At 68.0% G+C, this 21,515-nt stretch carries 18 protein-coding genes and 1 pseudogene; 13 read left to right on the top strand and 6 right to left on the bottom strand.

The genetic code is table 11. The features are described from left to right. Positions 1–130 precede the first annotated feature (130 nt). Positions 131–1,168 (bottom strand): LacI family DNA-binding transcriptional regulator, encoded by a 1,038-nt coding sequence (locus ACTRO_RS00880; RefSeq protein WP_157435623.1) that lies wholly within the window; start codon positions 1,166–1,168, stop codon positions 131–133. 271 nt (positions 1,169–1,439) lie between these two features. Between ACTRO_RS00880 and ACTRO_RS00875 the strand changes: the two genes are divergently transcribed. Further along, the gene (locus tag ACTRO_RS00875; RefSeq protein WP_084315861.1) at positions 1,440–2,309 is read left to right on the top strand and encodes an aldo/keto reductase; all 870 of its coding nucleotides are present in this window, start codon (positions 1,440–1,442) and stop codon (positions 2,307–2,309) included. 120 nt (positions 2,310–2,429) lie between these two features. Here the strand turns inward: ACTRO_RS00875 and ACTRO_RS45050 are convergent. Continuing rightward, a pseudogene (locus ACTRO_RS45050) lies at positions 2,430–2,831 on the bottom strand (transposase); the annotation flags it as partial. Positions 2,832–2,860: 29 nt separating this feature from the next. Here ACTRO_RS45050 and ACTRO_RS00870 point away from each other — a divergent pair. Then, positions 2,861–3,343: a hypothetical protein gene (locus ACTRO_RS00870; RefSeq protein WP_034260482.1), complete on the top strand. Its 483-nt coding sequence runs from the start codon at positions 2,861–2,863 to the stop codon at positions 3,341–3,343. 296 nt (positions 3,344–3,639) lie between these two features. Here ACTRO_RS00870 and ACTRO_RS00865 read toward each other — a convergent pair whose 3' ends face one another. Together ACTRO_RS00865 and ACTRO_RS00860 are read right to left on the bottom strand one after the other, a co-directional pair. Next, positions 3,640–5,187: an NAD(P)/FAD-dependent oxidoreductase gene (locus ACTRO_RS00865; RefSeq protein WP_211244027.1), complete on the bottom strand. Its 1,548-nt coding sequence runs from the start codon at positions 5,185–5,187 to the stop codon at positions 3,640–3,642. 122 nt (positions 5,188–5,309) lie between these two features. Then, a complete protein-coding gene (locus ACTRO_RS00860) occupies positions 5,310–5,660 on the bottom strand; it encodes a UBP-type zinc finger domain-containing protein (protein ID WP_034260478.1) in 351 nt (116 codons plus the stop codon). An 832-nt stretch (positions 5,661–6,492) separates the two neighbouring features. On the opposite strand from ACTRO_RS00860, the gene ACTRO_RS00855 reads away from it, so the two are divergent. The 7 genes from ACTRO_RS00855 (at position 6,493) to ACTRO_RS00825 (ending at position 15,882) form a co-directional block, all read left to right on the top strand. Further along, entirely contained in the window at positions 6,493–8,784 is a 2,292-nt protein-coding gene (locus tag ACTRO_RS00855) for an ATP-binding protein (protein ID WP_211244026.1), read from the top strand. An 11-nt stretch (positions 8,785–8,795) separates the two neighbouring features. Continuing rightward, positions 8,796–11,546: an ATP-binding protein gene (locus tag ACTRO_RS00850; protein WP_034260474.1), complete on the top strand. Its 2,751-nt coding sequence runs from the start codon at positions 8,796–8,798 to the stop codon at positions 11,544–11,546. A 375-nt stretch (positions 11,547–11,921) separates the two neighbouring features. Beyond that, positions 11,922–12,626 (top strand): VOC family protein, encoded by a 705-nt coding sequence (locus tag ACTRO_RS00845; RefSeq protein ID WP_034260472.1) that lies wholly within the window; start codon positions 11,922–11,924, stop codon positions 12,624–12,626. Positions 12,627–12,806: 180 nt separating this feature from the next. Then, entirely contained in the window at positions 12,807–13,583 is a 777-nt protein-coding gene (locus ACTRO_RS00840; protein WP_169739781.1) for a metallophosphoesterase family protein, read from the top strand. Continuing rightward, the gene (locus tag ACTRO_RS00835; RefSeq protein ID WP_034260468.1) at positions 13,580–13,894 is read left to right on the top strand and encodes a hypothetical protein; all 315 of its coding nucleotides are present in this window, start codon (positions 13,580–13,582) and stop codon (positions 13,892–13,894) included. Before ACTRO_RS00840 ends, ACTRO_RS00835 begins: the two co-directional genes overlap by 4 nt. Positions 13,895–13,932: 38 nt before the next feature. Next, positions 13,933–14,388 carry a hypothetical protein gene (locus ACTRO_RS00830; RefSeq protein ID WP_034260466.1) on the top strand — a complete coding sequence of 152 codons (456 nt, stop codon included), beginning with the start codon at positions 13,933–13,935 and terminating at the stop codon, positions 14,386–14,388. Between the two features lie 147 nt (positions 14,389–14,535). Then, positions 14,536–15,882 (top strand): sensor histidine kinase, encoded by a 1,347-nt coding sequence (locus ACTRO_RS00825; protein ID WP_051450097.1) that lies wholly within the window; start codon positions 14,536–14,538, stop codon positions 15,880–15,882. Here ACTRO_RS00825 and ACTRO_RS00820 read toward each other — a convergent pair. Then, positions 15,810–16,556 carry a response regulator transcription factor gene (locus tag ACTRO_RS00820; protein ID WP_051450096.1) on the bottom strand — a complete coding sequence of 249 codons (747 nt, stop codon included), beginning with the start codon at positions 16,554–16,556 and terminating at the stop codon, positions 15,810–15,812. The two genes, ACTRO_RS00825 and ACTRO_RS00820, sit on opposite strands and share 73 nt — an antisense overlap. 172 nt (positions 16,557–16,728) lie before the next feature. Between ACTRO_RS00820 and ACTRO_RS00815 the strand changes: the two genes are divergently transcribed. After that, complete coding sequence (locus ACTRO_RS00815; RefSeq protein ID WP_034272421.1) at positions 16,729–17,922, top strand: CoA transferase; 1,194 nt, start codon at positions 16,729–16,731, stop codon at positions 17,920–17,922. Positions 17,923–18,176: 254 nt separating this feature from the next. Here ACTRO_RS00815 and ACTRO_RS00810 read toward each other — a convergent pair whose 3' ends face one another. Then, positions 18,177–19,037 carry an aldo/keto reductase gene (locus ACTRO_RS00810; protein WP_034260464.1) on the bottom strand — a complete coding sequence of 287 codons (861 nt, stop codon included), beginning with the start codon at positions 19,035–19,037 and terminating at the stop codon, positions 18,177–18,179. A 119-nt stretch (positions 19,038–19,156) separates the two neighbouring features. Here ACTRO_RS00810 and ACTRO_RS00805 point away from each other — a divergent pair, with 119 nt between their 5' ends. From ACTRO_RS00805 to ACTRO_RS42505, 3 genes are all read left to right on the top strand, one after another. Then, positions 19,157–20,038 carry a LysR family transcriptional regulator gene (locus ACTRO_RS00805; RefSeq protein ID WP_211244024.1) on the top strand — a complete coding sequence of 294 codons (882 nt, stop codon included), beginning with the start codon at positions 19,157–19,159 and terminating at the stop codon, positions 20,036–20,038. Between the two features lie 100 nt (positions 20,039–20,138). After that, entirely contained in the window at positions 20,139–20,501 is a 363-nt protein-coding gene (locus tag ACTRO_RS00800) for a PadR family transcriptional regulator (RefSeq protein ID WP_211244023.1), read from the top strand. Beyond that, positions 20,498–21,514 (top strand): hypothetical protein, encoded by a 1,017-nt coding sequence (locus ACTRO_RS42505; protein ID WP_157435622.1) that lies wholly within the window; start codon positions 20,498–20,500, stop codon positions 21,512–21,514. Before ACTRO_RS00800 ends, ACTRO_RS42505 begins: the two co-directional genes overlap by 4 nt. The last annotated feature ends 1 nt before the right edge of the window (position 21,515 follow it).

Here is a 21,515-nt window from a genome sequence, read left to right as displayed (position 1 = left end):
CAGATCGATGGGTGAGCGGTGCTGATCATGCCGATAGCGGCTTCGCTGTTGCGCGGTTAACAGGCCCGCCGGCCGTTGTCGGCACCGCTTCGACCCAGTCGGGCCGGGCGGTAAGAACCTGGATGTCGAATCAGGAAGCGGGCGCTGCCGTGCTCCGGCGCACGACGAGGCTCGGGGTCATCGTGGTCTGCATGGCGCGGGTGCGGCGGCCTTCCACGCGTTCGATCAGCATACGTGCGGCCGCGGAGCCCATGGTCCGGCCGGCCTGGTCGACGCTGGTGAGCTGGACAGAGGTCAGTGCCGCCAAAGCCGTGTTGTTGTAGCCGGCCAGCGACAGATCCTCCGGGACGCGGAGCCCGAGCTCGTCGGCGGCGCGGAAGACGCCCATCGCGGCGATGTCCGCACCGGTCATGATCGCGGTCGGGCGGTGTGACGCGGAAAGCAGGTCCAGGCCGGCCTTGTAACCGCCGTCGTCCGAGTACGGAGCGCGCACCACCGTGGCCAGATCTTCGAGGCCGTGGCGCTGCATCGCTTCCAGATACCCGTTGGTCAGGACGATCTCAGGCGTCTTTCGCCACTGGCTCGACTTCGTGCCGGGTGAGGAGAACAGCGCGATGCGGCGGTGGCCGAGCGAGACGAGGTGATCGACCACCATGGCCGCGCCCATGTCGTCCGCGTCGAGGACCGAGTCGTGGACCTCGGCCGCGTCGTGATGCCCGATGACGACGGTGGGAGTCACCGCGGCGAAGCCGAGCACCTCGCTGCGGCTGGTGCCCGGGGCGATGAGGATCAGCCCGTCCATCCGCCGGTCGACCATGGCCTCGATCGTGTGGGCCTGCCCGGCCGCGTCGAACCCGGCGGCGCCGATCAGCACGGTGTAGTCGGTGTCGAGCAGCTCCTCGTGCACGCCGTCGAGGATGTCGGCGAAGAAGCTGTTGCGCAGGTTGTCGAGCAGCACGCCGATCGTGTAAGTCCGCCCCCGCATGCCGCGCGCCGCCGAGCTCGGCCGGTACCCGAGCGCGGCCATCGAGGCCTTGACCTTCTCCGTCATGGCCGGGCTCGTGCCGTAGGCGTTGCGCAGCACCTTGGAGACGGCGGCCATGGAAACCCCCGCGTGCTGCGCGACTTCCTTGATCGTCACGCGCTTGGTTTGCTTCGCCGAATCCATGCCAGAGCACCCTGTCGTCACGAACGACGGCCGCCGCGGGGCTCCGCGGGCAATCGTCGACCAAAGCAGCTGAATCGCTAACGTTACACGCTATCGGCCACGTGCGACGCACCACAATCCCGCAACGAGCGGGCACCCTGGCGCAATAGTGTATAACGTTATACACAGTTCATCACGGATCGGCCCGCAGACAGCTGCGAAGCGCCGACAGACGGGACCACGAGTCCCGAGGCCGGCTCGCCGCGCGTGTGAACTGGTCTATCAGAGTGCGATGGAAAGGTCGGCTATGGCGAGGTCTCACCGTGTCGTCGGGGCGGTAGGGGTCGGCGGTCTCGCGCTCGGCTGCGCGGCGCTCTCCCTCGAGCACCATGCCGATCCCACGCGGGGCCGAGCGGTCATCGAAGCCGCGCTCGACGCCGGGATCAGGATGTTGGACACGGCCGCCGCCTACACCTCCGCCGCCGGTCCGAACGAGAACGAGCGACTGATCAGGGACGTCTTAGCGGCGAGGCGATCGGACGCGGCCCGTCCGTTGGTCGCTACAAAGGGCGGCCACCTTCGCCAGGGAGACGAGTTCCCGATCGACGCCCGCCCGGAGTCGCTGCGGCGGGATTGTGAGGCAAGCCTCTCGGAGCTCGGGATCGAGCAGATCGACCTGTACTTCCTGCACTGGCCCGACCCCGAGGTCCCGATCGAAGAAAGCGTCGGCGCGTTGGACGACCTCCGCCGCGAAGGCAAGATCGCCCATATCGGAGTCTCCAACATCGGGCTCGACGAGCTCGCCGCGGCGCGTCGTACCGCGACGATCGAGGCAGTGCAGAACCACTACTCCCTCTTCGACGTGTCCGGGCAGCCCGTGCTGGATCAGTGCGCGGAAGCCGGAATCGCATTCCTGGCCTACTCACCGCTGCGCGGACTCGCCCAAGCTGAACCCGTGCTCTCAGGTTCCCTCGGTCGCGTGGCCGGCGTTCACGGTGTGCATGCCGCGCTCGTCGCCCTGGCATGGCTGCTCGCGCGATCGCCTGCGCTCATACCCGTGGTTGGAGCGACCCGTCCGGAAACGGCACGCGATGCGGCAGCAGCAAGCCAGTTGAACCTCAGCGCGGACGAGCTTGCCGAACTGAACTGCTTGATAGCTTGAGCGAGACAAATGCAGCTTTTCGACGTATGGCCTTGGCATGTCATGCAGGCCACCCGGAGTTGAGTGTTGCACGTGGCCCGCGTTGTCAATGCTCATTGAGCCTGCGCTGAACAGCATGAATCACCGTCGCCCTCGACCGGCAACTCGTCGTGTGGCACATACGAGACCGTCCGTCGGACTTGAGGTCAGCGCGTCGCAGCGGCGTCGGGCGAGGCACAACAGGGCTTGGTTGTGCCGCTTGCCTTCGCTGATCTTCCGTTCGTAGTAGGCGCGCGAGGGCGGGTGCGCCATGGATGCGAAGGCGCTGAGGAACAAGGCGCGTTTGAGCGGTCGGTTTCCGCGGAGCGCGGGTGTCTCGTCCTTGATGGACGTGCCGAAGTGGCGGGTGACGAGGGTAAGGCCTGCGTAGGCGGCCAGGTGGGCTACGGATGGGAAGGCGGTGGCGTCGCCGACCTCGGCGAGGACTCGGGCTCCGGTCCTGACTCCGATGCCGGGCGTCGAGAGATCCGGTGGGATTAGCGGTCAAGGGGCAGGCGTGATAGGTGGTCTCCATGATTGATCGTGGGCGGCCTGTCGAGGCGGCGGAGGGCTATCAGGTCGGGGACATCGTGCGGCTGAGTGCGGAGCCGGTCGAGGTGGTGGTGTCGAGGGTTACGGTGCGCACCGTCTTCGTTGAGTGGCCGTGGCGCACTGTGGATCCTGGTCATCATTGGGATGGCAGGATGGGTTTTCCGCGCGATCCTGATCACCACGACTGGCGGGGCACGCCCTGGCGCATGGAGCCCGACGGCAGGGGCTTGTCCGCCCGGGATGTGTGCATCGTCGGAGTGCCCGAGACGTTCGCACGTGTCGAACTCATCGAGCACTTCGACCCGCCTGCGGCGTTCGGCTGGATCCCGCGGCCTGAGTGGTTGCTGGGACTGCGCCCGCTCGAGTTCGCAGCCGACCTTGAGGCGGGGTTTGCGTTTTACCTCGATGATCCGGAGCCCGTTGAGATCGAGGTGGTTACGCGCATCTCGACCAGCAAGTCTTAGATGCTGCCCGAGGGAGCCTGGAACGCGGCGGGATCGAACGACACATCTGCCCAGTGTTGACCACTCCGCCGAGCGAGCTGAGCGACGACACGGACAGCGCGTCAGGCCAGAGGGTGCCGACGACGTTGCGATAGGCAGCAGGCACTGCTCGATCAGGCCGTCGCCATGTTCCGGAATGGAGAGCTCGCTCCCCATCCGAGCTGGTGCGGGCGACTGTCGCCTGACACCCGGTCAGCGAGCGTTGCTCCCTTGAATCGCCGGGCGTTGACTTTTCCCGGTTACCGAGCCCTGATCTTTCAGTGGCCGAGGGCTTGATGGACCGAGCTCACGGCGCTTGCGCCTTCGCCCACCGCCGACGCCACGCGCTTCATCGAACCGGAGCGCACGTCGCCCGCCGCGAATACCCGTGGCTCGCTCGTCTCGAACGGCAGCGGGCTCCGGCCGAGACCAGCCCAGGTGCCGGTGAGCTCGGCGTCGAGCAACTGGGCGTCGGTGCGCAGGAAGCCCTTCTCGTCGACCGCCAGTCCTTCCAGCCACTCGGTGGCGGGGGTAGCACCGATGAAGCAGAAAAGGCCCGTGCACGCGACGGACTCGGGGGTGCCCGTGCCCGCGTCGAACGAGACCCTCTCGAGATGGTCCGCGCCGTGCAGCGCCGAGACCTGGGTGCCGGTCCGCACGGTGATCCCGGAATGGGCCAGGACCCGGTCGGCCAGATACGCTGACATGTCGGCCCGCAGGTCGTCGCCGCGCACCACGAGTGACACCGCGCTGCCGTTTTCGGCAAGGTACAGTGCGGCCTGACCTGCGGAGTTCGCCCCGCCCACCACGGCGACGGGGCTCTGCGCGCACGCGCGCACCTCGATCTGGGTGGCCGCGTAGTAGATTCCTGCGCCCTCGAAGTCGGCCCAGCGCTCGAGTGGCAGGGAGCGGTACCGGGCGCCGGTGGCGATCACGACGGCCCGAGCCGTCAGTTCGGTGTCGTCGAACAAGACCAACCTGATCACGTCACCATGCGGGTCTAGTTTCGCAACCGCACAGGGGGAGGCTATCCGGGCGCCGAATTTCTCCGCTTGCACGGCTGCCCGCGCAGTCAGTTCGCCACCGCTGATGCCCGAAGTGAAACCGAGGTAGTTCTCGATCCGGGAGCTGGCGGCAGCCTGCCCTCCGGCGGCCGAGGCCTCGAGAACCAGAGTGTCGAGCCCTTCCGACGCGCCGTAGACCGCGGCAGCCAGTCCCGCAGGCCCGCCGCCGACGACGACGAGGTCGACCGTGTGCTGCTCGGACGGCGCCCGATAGGACAGGCCGAGGTACTCGGCGAGCAGTCCCGCCGTGGCGTTGAGCAGCACGCGGCTAGGCGTGATAGCGATCGGCAGGCTGGCTGGCTCCGCGCCGACCGCGCGCAGCATGGCGGCACCTGCCGGACTGTCGGCGTCGGTCCAGGTGTGGGGGAGCTGCTGCCGGGCGACATAGGTGCGCAGCGCCAACGCGTCGGCCGACCACGCGCCACCGACCAGCTCCAGGCTCCGTGCTCCTTCACCCGATTGCATGTATCGGCGCCGCGCGATCAGAGTTCGGAGCAAGAGGTCGGAAATCTCAGGCTCTTGCTGCATCACCATGCGCAGGGCGGCGGGGCCGAGCCTGCGTACCACCGCGCCTGCGCCGCCTCTCGCGCCGACGGCGGCGTTCTGGCCGGTCAACAAGCTCAACTCACCGGTGAACTCGCGTGCTCCGAACGAGGCGATTGCGACGCACTCGTCGTCGCCGGGCATCGGCGGCCTACAGATGAGGACCTCGCCCTGCTCGACCAGGACCATATCGATGGCCTGGTCCCCCGGCTCGTACAACCAGGTACCCTCCGGCACCGACTCGGGCGCCCCGGCGTACGCCAGCAAGCGCTCCCACTGCCCCGGGGCCACGGACGGGCGGGCTTCGTCAGGGGGACCGAGAGCAGACATCCTGGACCCCGTCAGCCCAACACTTCTTGCCAGTTCGCCGGCACGTGGCCCGCCGGCCCGGGCACCGGCTGGTCGAGGGGGTGGTTCTCAGGCGGAGCGAGCGCGGGGCCGGAGTCGTACGCCTCGGAGGTCCGGTAGTTCCAGAACCACTCCTCGCCGGGCTCGAAGCTGCGGATCAACTGGTGCCCGGTGGCCTTCGCGTGCGCCGTCGCGTGCTTCGACGGCGAGTCGTCACAGCAGCCGATGTGTCCACACTGCGCGCAACGCCGCAGGTGGACCCACCATCCGCCGGCATCATCGCATTCGACGCACCCGGTTCCGCTCGGGGCGACACTCGGGTCGATTCCCTGCTGCGCGTTCATGCCGTCTCCCAGGTGCTCGCGGGTTCGTGCGCTCTCGCTCCGGCGAGCATAACCTCGGGCGATCTTGCGCACCACGGCAGAGCAGGGCCCGCGGTACTCCGATCCGGGCGCCGGCAGCCAGGAGATCCGGGCCGCGGTCTCGGTCAGCTCGCCCAGGGCGGTGCCGTCCGGGGCGAACCGGGCGGAGCCGAGCCGGCTCCAACAGCCGCGGCGGTAACTGGAGGTACCGGCCGGCCGGCGGCGGTCCGGCGACGGCCTGCCCGAACTGGTCCACCAGGGTGATCCGGGTGAAGGCGAACCGACCGGCCCGCAGCGGCTGGAACCCGCCGGGCCCCTCCGCCAGTGTCAGCTCTCGCGCATGCCGGAGCGTGCGCGCCTCGAAGAACGCGGGATGTGGGATTTCAGGCTTGTCGTCTCGCAGGTACAGCACTATTCCAGCGGGGGTTGTGACGATGACCATCGCGCCGGAGATCGTCGTGCTCGCAGCGATCCGTTCGTCCTCCGGCGAGGGATACGGCGGTGCGTTCATGACCGCAGGCTTTCACAGGCAGATCCGGCCTTATCCCACTTCTGCGAACTGCCGTGGCCTCAGTTACCTTGTACACAAAGAATCTTGGCAATACTTCAACATGTGGCAGACAGACCGGGACCTGCGTGCCACGATGAAGTGGACTGCCGAACGGCGAGGGGGCGGTCGACGAATTCGGTGGGCGCGTCCGGCCGGGCCGTGCCGCTTATTCAGGGGTGGTGCCGGGTCGTGTCCTCATCAGAGCGAGGTTGGTCGTCCGATCGCAGGCTTCTCATATGGCAGATCTGGCTCAGTACATTGGGGGTGTACGCGGCGCCGTTCGCCCTCGCGCTCGGCGCCCTGTACTTCTGGCACGTATCAACACGCTCATACTTTATACTCATCCTGGGGCTCATGTCGGGGGCGGCTCTCTGGGCGCTCGGACTCATCCTCACCATGACCCGTCGCTCCGCGCGGTCCGCACGAACGCTGCGCCGAGACGGGCTGAGCCGGCTCAGAGCCTTGGAGCCTCCACCGCCGGCCCTTTTCGTCGGACGCGGGGAAGAACTGAAGATCATCCAGGACTACGCGAAGCATCACATCACCGGCGACGGCACCCCTCGGATCGTCGTGTTGTACGGCGACGCGGGAGCGGGAAAGACGTCCTTGGCGAACCACGTGGCCCGGGATCTGCAGCGCAGGCATCCCGGGGGCCACGTCTTCCTTCACCTCGAACCGGAGCAGGATCAGGCCCGAGCAGTGGAGTCACTGCTCGGGAGCCTTTACAGCCGTCGCGGCTCTTTCGACGCCAACCGGGATGGAACGGTCCCCGGCCAGAGTCCACTCGATCCTCGGAAGGCTTCAAAGGTTCTGTTCGTCCTGGACGGCGCGGTCGGCTCCTCGGCGCTCGAGCCGTTGATGGCCGCAGGGTCGAGTAACACCGTGCTTCTGACCACGCGGGCGCGGCTGTCCTCGCGGCCCGATGTCCTGCAGATCCACGTCGGACCCCTCACCGCGACCGACGCGGTGGAACTGCTCAGCGCCCTGGTCGGAAGCGAACGCGTGGCCGGCGAGAGGGACGCGGCGGACCAGCTGGTCCAGGCCGTGGGTTATCAGCCGCTCGCCATCCGGCTGATCGGAGCGTCGTTGGCGGACGACCCATATGGAAGTCTCGCATCCGCGCTCGCCCAGATGCAGCGCATCGCGGGTGATGAGATAGCCGAGGCCGCCAGCCAGTCCGCACTCGATCTGAGTGCCTTGGCGCTGACCGCGCTGGAACGCCGCGCTCTCACCTTGCTCGGTCTGTTCGACAAGCTGGTGTTCGCTCCGTGGATGCTGGGTGCGGTCCTCGATGCGGACGAGCCGGAAGTCCTGCGTGTCGTCGACGCTCTCACTCGGGCTCGGCTGATCGAGCAGTTCAGCCTCGACACCGGAACCGCGCTCTTCCGGATCCATGAAGAGGTCCATCAGTACTGCGCGCAACTTCTCCTCACGTCGACCTCTGCGGCGGAGCGCCGCGCGCTCCACGCCCGGATCGCCCTGGCGCGCGAACAATCGAAGGAGTCGGAGTTCGTACAGAGAGTCGATGAACGAGTGCGCCATGAGATCGGAGAGGGAGACTTCGCCTCGGCTCGACAAGCCGCACGAGACTTGACCGTGTTCGCACTCAGTCAGGGCGACCAAGCCAAGGAGGCGCAGGCGAAGACCGTGCTCGCCGCCATACTGATTGAGCTGGGCAGCCTCAACGAGGCTGAGCAGTTGGCCCACTCCGCGTTGGAGATAGACGAACCGGTCAGCGCCAGGCGTGCGATGCACTGCCTGGGTGTCCTCATGCATCGGAAGAAGCAGTTTGCGGCCGCCAGTGACTACTTCACGAAAGCCCGGTCGATGGCGTCCGATGAGCCCGATGTGCAGGAGACATCCTCGCTCATCAGCGATTTGGCCCTGCTGCAAGCAGAATCGACGCAGTCGAGTGAGGCGCAGAGCACGATGGAGACGGCTATCGGCATGGCGAAAGGGCCGGTCGACCACGACGTCCTCATGGTCGGCCTCGTGTGGGCGCAATGCAGGGTCATGAGACTCCTGGGCCATCGGGAGGAGTCCGTCACGCTCCTGACGACCGAACGCCGTGTGGCGGAAGATGCCGGGTTCGCCCTGTGGCAGGCTCGACTCGATCACGAGCTCGCGCTGTGCATGCTCGATGACGGCGATTACGCCGCAGCCGAGACGTTCGCGGCTCGGGCGCTGGCGGGCTTCACGCGCATGCAGCACCGTTACGCCGTCGCGCAGTGCCGGCTCACCATCGGTCAGGCCGCCAGCGCCGGGGGCCGTCTCGAGGAGGCGTCGCGGGTGCTGGGTATGGCGCTCAAGACCTTCCAGAGCTGCGGCGACTCGTGGCTGGAAGCGGATACCGCTCGCCTTCTCGCCGGCGTCCGCGCTCAGGAGAATCGCACATCGGATGCCATACGTCTGTTCAACGACGCGGCGCACGCCTTCGAGCGGCTCGACGACGAGAAGAGCCTGAGCCGTGTCTACCGCGATCGTATCCGGGGACTGCGGACCCGACGACTACGACGGCTCGGCAGTATCACCCGGCAGCCGAACCCTGATCACTAGGCCCGACAACGATGCGTTCATTCAAGCGCAGGCGTTCAGCTCGTGCTCGCCGGCTGAGAAACGGCCTGCTCATCGCATGCAAGTTCTTCAGCCGCGCCGTACTACCGCTGACCTTCGCCTTCGCCACGCGGATGGCCGCCAAGACGCAGTCCGCGAATGCGAGCCTGCGCTGGTGGATTCTGGCGACGACCATCTCGTTCCTGGCGATCCCCGTTGTCGAATGGTTGGCGCGCCGCACCCGTGCCACGGTGGCGGAACTACCGGAGCGCCCGCACGCCTTCTACGGGCGCGAGGACGACATGCGAGCGCTGGACGCGGAGTATCGAGCGCAAGGTGGCGCGCGCCACTGGTGGCGGCTGCCGAAGCGGCGCAGGCACGCGCGCTCTCCGGTGCGGCTGTACCTGCACGGCCAGCCAGGCGTCGGCAAGGGCGCACTGCTTGCCGAGTATGCGCACCGCATCGCGCGGCACTATCCGCACGGAGTGTTCCGCGAACCGCTGAGCGAGGGCGGAGTCGCACGCCCGCCCGATGAAATCCTCAACAGCCTCCTCGACAAGCTCAAGGCGAACGGCTTCGTGAATCAGACGGCGGCGGAGAATCTCGAGCATTTCCGCAAGCTGACACACAGTGGCCGATACCTGATAATCCTGGAGTCGGCGCTGAGCGCCAACCAGATCGAGGAACTGATGCCCGATGGGCTTCGGTGCGCCGTGCTCGTCACCAGCGGACGCGACATCGCCGAGACGACCGTCACGGGCTCCCATCTCGTCAAGGTACCGACCACCAATGCCGCCTGGGACATCTTCTGCTCCGTAGCCGGAGACGCGGCTCGGTCGCATCCCGAATGCGTCGCGGAGATCATCGAACTCTGCGGATGTCTGCCGCTGGCCCTGCTCGCGGCCGCGGCACAGCTGGCGGACCGTAAGGGGATCGCCAACCCCCCGTACGAGGACCCGTACACCGAGATGGCCGCGACGCTCCGGAAGGGTCCGGGACGCCTCGGGCAACTCAATCACGGTGCGATGGTGCCGAGGCAGCGTATTGAAGCGGAGTACGCGAGACTCGGCGAGCTGGAACGGCGCGCATTCCGGTTTCTGGCCCTGCTCGAAACGGAGACGTTCCTGCCCTGGGTGCTCTCGCCGTTGCTCGAGGTGACGGACGCCGTGTCCGCCAACCTGATCGGCCGGCTGGCGAGGGCTCAGCTCATCGAGGTGGTGGGGCAGCGGCCGGGCCCGTACAGGTACACCTTCCATCCACTCGTACGTGATCTGGCCCATACCCTCCTGATGGACGAGAACGCGGCTGACATGGAACCCGCGTCGGCCAGGTTCGAAGAGGAGTTCCTCGCCGTGGCGGTCGGATTCCTGCTCCGCCGCAGGCCGCTTCTGGTGAACGTCCTGCCAGTCCCGCCGACGCCGGAGAGAATGGAGATGGCAGGTTCCGCGGAACCGTCACAGCGGTGGGTGCGGGCCGAATACGCGAACCTCGTCCGCGCTTCCTCGGCCGCCCACCGGCAAGGCGAGTGGGCTCTGAGCTGGCGTATCGCAGCACTACTCGGTGGCTGTGTGCCGCTGCGCCTCGCCGTCCCGGACGCCCTCGAGGTGTTCGAGCTCGCCCATATGGCGGCGGTCCGGGACGCGGCGATCGACGGCGAGATCGAGGTCTTGATCGCAAAGGGCTCATACCTCGTGTCGACCGAAGACTACAACACGTCTTTCGAGACACTCGAAGAAGCGATGCGTCAGGCGCTCGCGTCCTCGGTCTCCAAGCGTTCACTTCTCGCCGCCCGCATCCATCGTGAGATGGGATTGGCCTGGCTCCAGCTCGGCGCGTACTCCAACGCTCTACCCCAGTTCAGCCTCGCGCTTTCCGAGTTCGCGGGGAGCAACGACCCTCAAGACCAGCGGCTGATCGGCATTCTCAGCGCGGAGACGGAGTCCGCCAGGCGTCCGGAGCGCTGGCTGGACAATCCTTACACGGCGAGCGTGGCAGACGGCGAAGTGGTTGCCTACCGCCTCCACCTCGGCCGGTCTGAGGCGGCTCGTCGCGCTTATCGGTGGGAAGCGGCCGAAAAGGAGTTGCATGAAGGCCTGACGTCGAATCTCGGCGACGCGCGCAGACGCGCAAGCATTCAGTACCGCCTGGCGCGCCTCGCGTTGACACGGTACCGGAATGGCGCGCCCCGGCGAGGCCGGGCCGCCTATGCGGAGCAAGCCATACAATACGCGGCGACATCGCTCTTGCGATTTCAGTACATGCCCAACCCCATCGGCGAGATCCGTGCGCGGTGCATGCTGGCCAGTGCCCTGCTGGCGACCGGCCGCACCAAAGATGCTCTCTACCATGGCGAACGCGCGCAAGGCGATCTGGTGAAGATCGGCCTGAAGTCGGAGCTTGCCAAGCCGCTGTTCGCTCGGGTCGGTCGCCTTCTGGGACAGGTCCGCCTCGCGGACGATGATCCTGGCAGGGCCAAGGATCTCATCGCAGAGGCCGCTCGTAGGTTCAAGGAGCTCGACGACTTCCGGTCGTACAGCGAGTGTAAGTTCCTCATGGGCGTCATCCAGTACCGGTCGGGCGATTACATCGACGCCCGTCTTTCACTCGCCGGCGCACACGCTTACTTCGCAAAGAGCGGAGACACTGTTCAGCTGCGCTCGACGCTCTTCGCTATGGCCAAGGTGGATTACAAGATCGGCAAGAAGCTTGCCGCGGCTGATCATTTTCTGGAGGCGATGCGGCATCGCCGCGCAGTCTCGAGATGACCTCAATGAGCGGCCATGGTCGTTCGGCCGTCACCAACTCGTCCAGGGATCGTCGGCGTTCGTCGAGATTCCCGGCACGGCGACGCAGCCCCGGCTGCTGACGGTCGACGGTTCGCCGGCCGGGGCGTGCGCTAGGCGGGCTCGCCGCGTGGCCAGCTTGTTCCGCCCCCGTTCCGTGAGAACACGGACAGGGCGGAACGGGACCACCCTTGGCTGTGCGGCCCTTGCTTCGTCAGTCGACATGACGTGGTCTGCTGTGCGCAAGCTGTCCGCGGACATTTGGAGCGTGTTGTGGTTGACCGTGTTGCGCGCGTCTCGGCCAGTCGCGATGCAATTCGGTGGCGGGCTTCGTCGGTATGCGCCTAGCGTTCGGGCATGGCTGTGAGACTGCTGGCAGTGACATGCGATACCGATAGCCCCGAGCGGGTCGCTCGGTTCTGGAGCGGCATGCTCCGCTGTGATGTGGTCGCCGACGGGGACGGTCTGTTGCTCCCCGGTCCGCCGACCCAAGTCGGCCTGCGGTTCGTGCCCGGGCCCGCGGCAGCCGAGCACCTGCACCGGCTTCATCTGCACCTGACCAGTGCCAGCCTCGCCCACCAGCAGGACACGGTGGCAAGTGCGCTGGCGATCGGGGCCCGCCACGTCGATGTCGGGCAGCGACCCGAGGAAGGTCACGTCGTACTGGTCGACCCGGGCGGCAACTACTTCTGCGTCATCGAGCCGGGCAACGGGTACCTGGCCGGCACCGGCTTCTTCGGCGAGGTTGCCTGCGTCGGTACGCGCGATGTCGGCTTGTTCTGGAGCGCGGCGCTGAACTGGCCGCTGGTCTGGGACCGGGACCAGGAAACGGCCGTACAGTCGCCGCTGGGCGGCACGAAGGTCGCCTGGGGCGGCCAGCCGCTCGCCGCGAAGATCGCCCGCAGCGCGCAACGGTTTCTGCTCACCGCGCCCGGCGGGGATCTGCGCGCCGAGATCGACCGGCTGGTCTCGCTCGGCGCGGCCATCGTGTCCATCGGCGGCGACGGATCGGCCGAGCTGGTCGACGTGGACGGCAACGAGTTCCTGCTACGACCAGCCTGATCCGGCAACAGGAGATCGCAGTCGTCGACCGGACCCGGCGCGCAAACTCGCCGACGCCGGGAGCGTCGTCCTGCCAGTCCGACCCGGTCGGCCGTACGGTGTAGCAGCACCGCGCCCGCATGACCTCGTCAGAATGCTGGTCATCGCAGTCGGGCGCCGCCGGTCTCTATGCTGGTGCCCATGAGACTGGGGGTCATCGCCGACATCCACGGTAACGACGTTGCACTACGCGCAGTACTCAAGGACGCCGAAAGCTTGGAGGTAGACCGCTGGTGGGCACTGGGGGACCTCGTGCTCTTCGGCCCACGGCCCGTCGAAGTCCTGCAACTCCTCCGCACACTGCCCGGTATCGAGATGCTGCGGGGGAACACCGACCGCTACGTCCTGACGGGTGAGCAACCCGCCCCTCACGCAACTGCCGCCGATGCCGTGGCGAGCCTCGACCTCGTGCAACGCTACGCGGCGATGGCGGCGGGAATCGGATGGACCCGCGGCGTCCTGGATCAAGCGGGCGTGCTTACCGCGCTGACTACGCTCCCGACGCGACTGCGACTCCAACTGCCCAGCGGAACCAGCGTCCTGGGTGTCCATGCCTCCCCGGCAGCCGACGACGGCTCCGGCATTTCCCCGGAAATCACCGATGAGCGCCTGCGGCTGCTGCTTGCCGGCTGTGACGCCGATATCGTCATCGGCGGCCACACCCATCGCATGACAGATCGCCACCTCGACGGTATCCGTGTCCTCAATCCGGGTTCTGCGGGACTGCCGCACGGCGCTGACACCACAAGCTGGCTTCTACTCGCAGACGAGGGCCACGGCCCAACCGTCACCCACCGCACCGTGCCCTTCGACGTGAACGCCGTGGTCGAAGACCTGAACCGACGCCGCCACCCCAACACGGACTTCGTCACTTCCATCCTGACCGGGCGACGGCCACTGCGATCCTCGGTTCTGTGAATCCTCGCCTGGTAGAGATCATCGACGCGCTCTTGGATGCCGTTCAGCGATTCCCTCAGGATCTCAACTGGCAGCCGTACTACGAGGATGAGCAGGAGCTCGTCGGGGACCTGCGCGACCATGCGGAGCGCGTAGGTCGCGGAGACGGCAGCAGGCTGCCGGAGTTGAAGTTCGAGCTCCTGCCGACCGGTGATTTGAACGAGATCGCCATCAGCAGTGGCTGGGGGGAGCTCTACCTGGTGCTGGCCAACGAGTTCGACGAGCTCACCCCGGGTATGACCCCCCGGCCGCCCGAGCCGGCAAGCCGGTAGGAGCGGCTGACCGAGTCGATCCGCGGGTCATCAGTCTGATGGCGGCCCGGAAGGCTTCGCGCGGGGCGGATATCACCGAAGACCCGGACCTGCGAAATCCGACCTCGAACTGCAACGAGATCCAGCGGGTGACCCTGGTCGCGGCCCCGGTGGTGAAGCAGTTGGCGTCGAAGAGCACGTCCACGATCCAGCTGCCGGGAGCCGGTTACGCGGCGACGACCGGCCGCGGTGTCCTGGCGGCGTTGGCGATACTCGCCGGGCTGCTTCCGCTGCTTGGCCGGATCACTCGGCCGCAGACCGCGCGGTTCGAACGATTCACCGCCTCCGATCGCCGGCTGCGCAACGCCCTGGCCTCCGGGCTCGCGGCGGTCGCGCTGACCGCGGCCGTTTCGGCCTGCTCGTCCGCCGGAGCCGGCTCCGCGACCTCCACCCCGAGCCAGGCCGTGTCGCGGTGCTGTGACGCCGCCACGAGCGGCCAGAATGAGCCTCAGTGAACTGCGCGAGGCTGCCCGCCATGGCTGGGATTGACGAGTTCATAGCGCTTCGGGCGTGCTCTGAACTGGCGGGCGACTCGCGCGCCCGGCGACTGTCACGAGGTGAGCGTGTCGAGACGGCATGGTGGCGTCAGTCTGCGCCGGCGCGTGCTTACGTCGATCGTGACGGTGACCGCATGCGCGGTCGTCGTCTTCACGCTGCCGCTGGCCTGGGCTGTGGCAGAGGTCTACAGCCGAGGTGCTGTGGTGCTGCTGCAGCGGGATGCCATCTTGGTATCGGCGGACATCGCGGCGCGCCCGACCTCCGACCCGGATGCCCTGATCGGATCCGACGATCCGTCACGCGGCGTGGAGGTGGGTCTTTACTCGGCGTCGGGGCGCAAGCTCGCGGGCGTCGGCCCCGGCCGCTCGCCTGTGTCGGAGCTCTCCGTCGACGGACGCATGCACCATGGGATCGAGACCGGTCATCTGGCCGTGGTCGCGCCGGTCATCCGCAGCGGCCGGGTGGTGGAGATCGTCCGCGTCTGGATGCCCTGGGATCGAGTGACCGACCGCCGGATTCGGGCTTGGCTGGTGCTCGCTGTGCTCGGCTCGGGTGTGGTGGTGCTCTCGGCCGGCCTGGCCTGGCATCTGGCCCGGCGCGTAGCGGCTCCGCTCGAGGAGCTGACGGCAGTCGCACGCGCCTTGGGGGAGGGTGACTTCACGGTCCAGGCGCCGCGGACGCACATCCGCGAAGCGGACTTGGCAGGTCAGGCCTTGGCCGCGACGGCGCGTCGGCTCGGCGATGTACTCGAGCGCGAGCGGGGGTTCAGCACCGCTGTTTCACATCAACTGCGCACCCCGCTGACTGCTCTGGTCCTGGGTCTCGAGGCGGCGCAGAACGCCGACGAGGCGGCGCGGCGCGCGGCCGTGGGAACGGCGTTGCGGCGGGCGGAGAGTCTGGCCGTATCAGTGGAGGAATTGCTTCGGCTGGCACGTGAAACTCATCGGTCCGGCCTCGCCGTCGACGCGGCGGACGTGGCCCGGAACGTGGCGAACCGCCACGAGGCCGCGGTCTCGGACGCCCACCGCCGGTTGACCGTGCGCTGCGAATCCGGCCTCGCGCCCGTCCGGGCCTCCGAGGCCGCCATCGCTCAGATCATCGGCGCGCTGCTGGACAACGCACTGGTCCATGGCCGCGGCGAGATCCGGCTGACGGTCACGGATGTGGGCACCGGCGTCGCGATCGAGGTCGGCGACGACGGTCCCGGCGTGGCGCCCGGCGGCGCAGCGGACGAACCGCCGGTCTTCGAACGCGGCGCCCCGGCGACCCGCCATGGCATCGGGCTGCCGCTGGCCCGCTCGCTCGCGGAAGCGGAGGGCGGCCGACTCGTGATGCGCCGACGCGGGCCGCGGCCGGTGTTCAGTCTCCTCCTGCCCGTTCAGGATCGGGAGGAGTATGAGTACCCGCCCGAGGTTTCCGCAGGTGGAGGCGTCGGCTGCTCGCAGCGGTAGCCACGCCCACGTACCGTCGTGATCGCCTGTCCCAAACCGGGATCGGCGTCCTCGAGTTTGCGCCGCAGCGCGGAGACGTGGACGTCCAGGGTCTTGGTCGGGCCCAACCAGTGCGCGTCCCAGACGAGTGCCATCAGTTCGTCGCGGCTCACCACGGCGCCTGCCCGGCCGGCCAGCGCGGTGAAGAGGTCGAACTCCTTGGGACGAAGATTGATCTCGCGCTCTCCGGCGAACACGCGCCGGGCCCGCATGTCGATCGTGACGCGCCCGAGCCGGATGAATGCGGGTCCTCCGGTATTTCGGCTCCGGCGCAGGTGGGCGCGTAGGCGGGCGAGAAGTTCGGTGAACCGGAAGGGCTTGGTGAGATAGTCGTCCGCGCCCGCGTCCAAGGCGACGACGATCTCGAATTCCTGTGTCCGCGCGGTGAGTACGACGATGATGCTCTCCACGGGAAGCAGGGCCCGTAGACGGCGGCACAGCGCGACGCCGTCCATGTCGGGAAGCCCCAGATCGAGCAGGACCAGATCCGGCTGACGTCTGTCCAGGACGTGAGCGAGTGCCTGTTGCCCGTTCGCCGCGATCACCGGGTGGTAGCCGTGGCCGGTCAGTGCTTGGAGCAGCTCGGCGGCGATGTCCGCATCGTCCTCCACCACCAGCAGTTCAGCGTATGCCATGCCCTCATTACATACCGTGTCTGCTTCGTGGCCAAAGGTAAACGATTTTTAACCTTCCGCTGGCTCTCTGCTCGCCCACGCCTTCGTAGGTTCATGATCACACGACAGTGACCGAACCGAAGGGAGAATCGTGACCACGCAACCCACCCAGACGGACGGGCCGCTCAGCAGCATGCTCGTGCTCGATCTGTCCCACGCTCTGGCCGGGCCGCACGCGGCGATGATGCTCGGTGATCTCGGGGCCAGAGTCATCAAGGTCGAAGCGCCGCAGGGAGACGAGACGCGGGGATGGGGTCCGCCGTTCGTCGTCCCGCCGGTGGTCGGCGCGTCTCCGGAGTCCACGTATTTCCTGGCCTGCAACCGCAACAAGAAGTCCGTCGTCGCCGATCTGCAGAGCCGTGAGGGGAAGGAACTGGTCGAGCGGCTCATCCGGCGCGCCGACGTCCTGGTGGAGAACTTCCGCCCCGGAGTGCTGGACCGCCTCGGTTTCGGTCCCGAGCGTCTGAAGGAGCTCAACCCGCTGCTGGTCGTCCTCTCGATCAGCGGGTACGGCCATGAAGGGCCCGACGATGACCGCCCCGGATACGACCAGATCGCCCAAGGCGAGGGCGGCCTGATGAGCCTGACCGGCGAGAGTGGACGGCCGACGAAGACGGGCGTGCCCATCGCCGACCTGCTCGCCGGCGTCTTCGGGGTCTGCGCCGTCCTGGCCGCCCTGATCGAACGCCGGAGCACCGGGCACGGCCAGACCGTGCGAACGTCGCTGCTCTCGGCGCTCGTCGGCGTGCACAGCTTCCAGGGCACCGGGTGGACGGTCGCGGGCCAGCTGCCGCAGGCCACGGGCAACCATCATCCGTCGGTCGCTCCCTACGGCCTCTATCACTGCGCCGACGGCGACCTTCAGATCGCCGTCGGCAGCCAGAACCTGTGGCGTGCGCTGGCCGAGGTCACCGGCCTGAACGCGGACGACCCGCGTTATCTGACCAACGCGGATCGCGTGCGCAACCGCGACGAATTGGAACGCGATCTGACTGCGTTGTTCAGTCGTGAGTCCGCCCAGACCTGGCTCGAGCGACTGTCGGCTGCGGGGATCCCGGCCGGGCGCATCCGAACCTTGGACGAGGTCTACAGCTGCGAGCAGACCCGCCGGCCGGGGTTGACCGTCGAGGTCGAGCACGCCACCCTCGGGTGCATCACGCTGCCGGGGACGCCCTGGCGCTTCGACGAACGGCCGGAGCCGCTTCACACTCCACCGCCGATTCTGGGCCAACACGACTTCGTCGTGCGCGCATGGCTCGATCTGCTCGATGAGCCAGTGCGCTTCGCCGAAGAGGAGGGGCCTGCTACGGAAACGGCGGGGCTATGAGCTCCGCGCGCGGTGGCGAGTCGCCATCGCCATCTGCCCCTGCGGCGGGCACTCGATAGTCGACCTCGGCCTTGTGAGCCATGACGGCGCGGAGAACATCTACAAGCGTGTAGAATTAAAGTCGGCCGGGGACAGCCGGACCGCCCCCTCCATGGGCTGTCCCCGGCCGCTTCGCCGCGACCGACTGACGCAAGCGCGGCACCGGGTCGGGTGGACTCGGTGCCGCGCTGTTTCGCCGTCGCGGGTTGTGCCCGTCAGGCGGCGTTGAGCCGGCCGATCTCCTCGGCGCTGAGTTCGAGCGATTCGGCGGCGACTGAGTCCCGGATCGTCTCGGGGCGTGAGGATCCGGGGATCGGGATGACGACGGGGGCCTTGGCCAGCATCCAGGCGAGGCAGACCTGCTGCGGGCTGACCGCGTGGGCCTCACCGATCTCGGCGTACGCGGCGAAGCGGTCGCCGAGGCCGGCCGCGCTGGTGATGCCGCCGAGCGGGCTCCACGGGAGGAAGGCGAGACCGAGCTCGGCGCACAGCTCGAGTTCCGGTTCGCTGGAGCGGAAGGAGGGCGAGAACTGGTTCTGCACGCTGACCAGGTCCTCCCCGAGGATCTCAAGGGCCTGGCGGATCTGCTCGGCGTTCGCGTTGGACAGGCCGGCGCGGACGATCTTTCCCTCGTCGAGCAGTTCGCGCAGAGCGCCCACCGAGTCGGCGAACGGGACCCTCGGGTCCGGCCGGTGGAACTGGTAGAGCCCGATGGCCTCGACGCCGAGCCGCTTGAGCGAGCCTTCGCAGGCCTGCTTCAGATACCCAGGGTCGCCGTTCTGCGTCCAGGAGCCGTCGCCGGGACGCAGGTGGCCGCCCTTCGTCGCGACCAGCACGCCCGAGCTGTCGCCGCCGTAGCTCGCGAGAGCGCGCGCGATCAAGGTCTCGTTGTGACCGACCTCGTCGGCTTCCCGGTGGTAGGCATCGGCCGTGTCGATCAGTGTGACGCCCGCGTCGAGAGCCGCGTGGATCGTGGCCACGGACCGCTGTTCGTCCGGGCGCCCCTCGATCGACATCGGCATGCCGCCGAGCCCGATCGCACTGACCGCCCGGTCTCCGATCCGACGAGTCTGCATGGTGGAGAAGCTCCTCTGTCCTCGTTCGTGTGTGCTTCTCCAGCCTTGCCAACGGCGATTAGTCTGTCCAACAGAAGATACTGATCTCACTAAGCACTCAAGCTGATGAGTGCGAGCCGATGGGTGCGTGGACCGTGGAGCTCAGACAGCTGGAGCACTTCGTCGCCGTGGCGCAGGAGTGCCACTTCACTCGCGCGGCGCAGCGTCTGCACATCGCCCAGTCGGGGCTGTCGGCCTCGATCCGCTCGCTGGAGAAGGAATTGGGCGCCACCCTCTTTCTCCGCAGCACGCGCCAGGTACAGCTCACGGCCGCCGGCCAGGCCTTGCTTGCCGAGGCGCTGCGTGCCCTGTCCGCGAGCAACGCGGCCAAGGAGGCCGTCGCCGCCGTCCAGGGACTGCTGCGCGGATCGCTCTCGATCGGCTCACTCCAGTGCCTGCACGCCATCCACCTCCCGACGCTGCTCTCCGGCTTCCTCGGCCGGCACCCGGGTTTGGAGATCCGGCTGCGGCAAGGCGGCTCGGACGAGCTCGTCGAGCACGTGAGCACCGGGCGGCTCGACATCGCCTTCGTCTCCCGGCCGGCCCGCCTGCCCGAGAACGTCGCCGTCAGCCCGCTGGACGCCGAAGACCTGGTCCTCGCCTGCGCTCCCGGCCACCCCGCCGCGACGAAGGACCGTGCCAAGCTGCAGGATCTGACGGACGAGCAGTTCGTCGACTTCCCGCCCACGTGGGGCACCCGTGATCATGCGGACCGGGTTCTGGCCGCAGCAGGTGTCGAACGCCGCGTCGCCCTCGAGGTCACCGACGTCCACTCCCTCCTCGACCTCGTCGCCTGCGGCCTCGGCGTCGCGCTGGTCCCGACCTCCTTCGCCGGCAAGACCAAGCAGGTCCGCTTCATCCCCCTCGACGGAGACGTTCCAGCCTGGGAGCTCGTCACCATCACCGGCGATCCGCCGAGCCCCGCCGCCACGGCTCTTCTCCGACAGGTATGCGGATCCTGATGCCGGTGTGGTGGATGGCGATCGAGCTGCGATGAAGCGACGCGGCGTCGGATTGCGGACGCGGTTGCCGGAGATTTCTCTACCTAGATAGAGTTATCGCGTGACCCGGGAATCTGGCTCTCGACGCATCCGCAGACCCTCACCGCAGACCATTGCGGTGCTCCAGGCCCTGGCCGCTGAGCCGTCCAAGTGGCGCTACGGCTACGAGTTGGGCCGCGAGGTCGGCTTGAAAGCGGGCTCGCTCTACCCGATCCTGATCCGGCTCGACGACCGGGGCATGGTCGAGGCCGGTTGGGAGGACGAGCCTGCGCCCGGGCGCCCGCCGCGCCACCTGTATCGGCTCACTGCTGTGGGCCAGGTGCTGGCCGCTGAACTCGCGCGACCCGCGCCCGAGGGTTCGCCTGCCGCGTCGGCACCCGAGGCCGACGGGCGCGGCCGCGCGACACTGTGCGGTGCCTGGTGACGCGCACCGGGAAGGATGCGGCCAGTCGGATTCTGGGCGTCGCCGTCGCGCTGTTTCCCCCGGACCGTCGGGATTGGGGCCAGGCGATGCGCGCCGAATTGGCCGCTCTCGAGGATCCCGCAGCCCGGCGGCGTTTCGCGCTCGGATGCCTGCGGGTCGCGCTGACCCGTCCGTCGACGTTGCGCACGCTCGGATATCCGGCGCTGATGCTCGGCGCATTGGCGGCGGCCGTCTGGTGGTCGGGCAGGATCGGTTATGGGCCGTTGCGCTGGGCGGTACTCGCCGCGGCGGCGGCACTGCTGGCTTTCGTCTGGTGGGGCCGGCGACCGGGTGCGCTGGGTCCGGTGGGCCCGGGACGGGTGCCGCGGCTGGCGCGTGCCTGCGGGTGCATGCTCGTCTGCGCTCTTGTCCTCGCCGGCGCGGCTTCGGTCGCGTCGAACAGCAACCCCGGCGAGCAGGCGGCGGTGGGAGTGCCGATCTACACCGCCGTCTCAGCCGGCTATCTTTTCGCCTTCCTCGCGGTCACCTCTCGTGCGACGGCACATCGCGGTGCCGTTCCAGCCCGGACGCTGGCGGTCGGCGGGGGCGTCGGCGGCGCCGCTGCGGCGATCTGGGTGGCGGTGCTCGCGACCGCCCGCCCGATGCCGACCGCCACGGCACCGCTGATCGCACTGATCGCCGGTGCCGTAATCGTGGCCGCCGTGGTCGCACCGACCAGCCGCCGAGCGAGCGGCCGCCCACTGACTGGCCGGGCGAAGGACGGACTGATCGCAGGGCTCTGCGCCGGAGCGTCCGCCGCGCTGCTGGCCGTCGAGTCGCTCACCGCCCTTGCCACCTACGGGCCAGCCGCGATGATCCCGGACCTCGCGCCAGTGGCCTTGACCCGGGCCGACGACCTGGCTCAGAGCAGGAGTGAGATCCAGGACCCTTACGTCGCAATCCTCTTGCTCGGCGGTTTGCTGGCGATCGCGTTGTGCCTCAGCGCGATACGCGTTCGCCGCCCATCCCCGTGAT

It is taken from the genome of Actinospica robiniae DSM 44927, assembly GCF_000504285.1.
In the GTDB taxonomy this organism is placed as follows: Bacteria; Actinomycetota; Actinomycetes; order Streptomycetales; family Catenulisporaceae; genus Actinospica; species Actinospica robiniae.
Note: the sequence above shows the minus strand (reverse complement) of the source record. Positions and strands in the feature narration are given on the sequence as shown.

Coding starts and splice junctions, on each gene's coding strand:
- ACTRO_RS00845 (WP_034260472.1), top strand. CDS start 11,922: ATGGCTGTGAGACTGCTGGCAGTGACATGCGATACCGATAGCCCCGAG.
- ACTRO_RS00815 (WP_034272421.1), top strand. CDS start 16,729: ATGCTCGTGCTCGATCTGTCCCACGCTCTGGCCGGGCCGCACGCGGCG.
- ACTRO_RS00805 (WP_211244024.1), top strand. CDS start 19,157: ATGGGTGCGTGGACCGTGGAGCTCAGACAGCTGGAGCACTTCGTCGCC.
- ACTRO_RS00860 (WP_034260478.1), bottom strand. CDS start 5,660: ATGAACGCGCAGCAGGGAATCGACCCGAGTGTCGCCCCGAGCGGAACC.
- ACTRO_RS00830 (WP_034260466.1), top strand. CDS start 13,933: ATGGCGGCCCGGAAGGCTTCGCGCGGGGCGGATATCACCGAAGACCCG.
- ACTRO_RS00820 (WP_051450096.1), bottom strand. CDS start 16,556: ATGGCATACGCTGAACTGCTGGTGGTGGAGGACGATGCGGACATCGCC.
- ACTRO_RS00840 (WP_169739781.1), top strand. CDS start 12,807: ATGAGACTGGGGGTCATCGCCGACATCCACGGTAACGACGTTGCACTA.
- ACTRO_RS00880 (WP_157435623.1), bottom strand. CDS start 1,168: ATGGATTCGGCGAAGCAAACCAAGCGCGTGACGATCAAGGAAGTCGCG.
- ACTRO_RS00850 (WP_034260474.1), top strand. CDS start 8,796: ATGCGTTCATTCAAGCGCAGGCGTTCAGCTCGTGCTCGCCGGCTGAGA.
- ACTRO_RS00810 (WP_034260464.1), bottom strand. CDS start 19,037: ATGCAGACTCGTCGGATCGGAGACCGGGCGGTCAGTGCGATCGGGCTC.
- ACTRO_RS00875 (WP_084315861.1), top strand. CDS start 1,440: ATGGAAAGGTCGGCTATGGCGAGGTCTCACCGTGTCGTCGGGGCGGTA.
- ACTRO_RS00870 (WP_034260482.1), top strand. CDS start 2,861: ATGATTGATCGTGGGCGGCCTGTCGAGGCGGCGGAGGGCTATCAGGTC.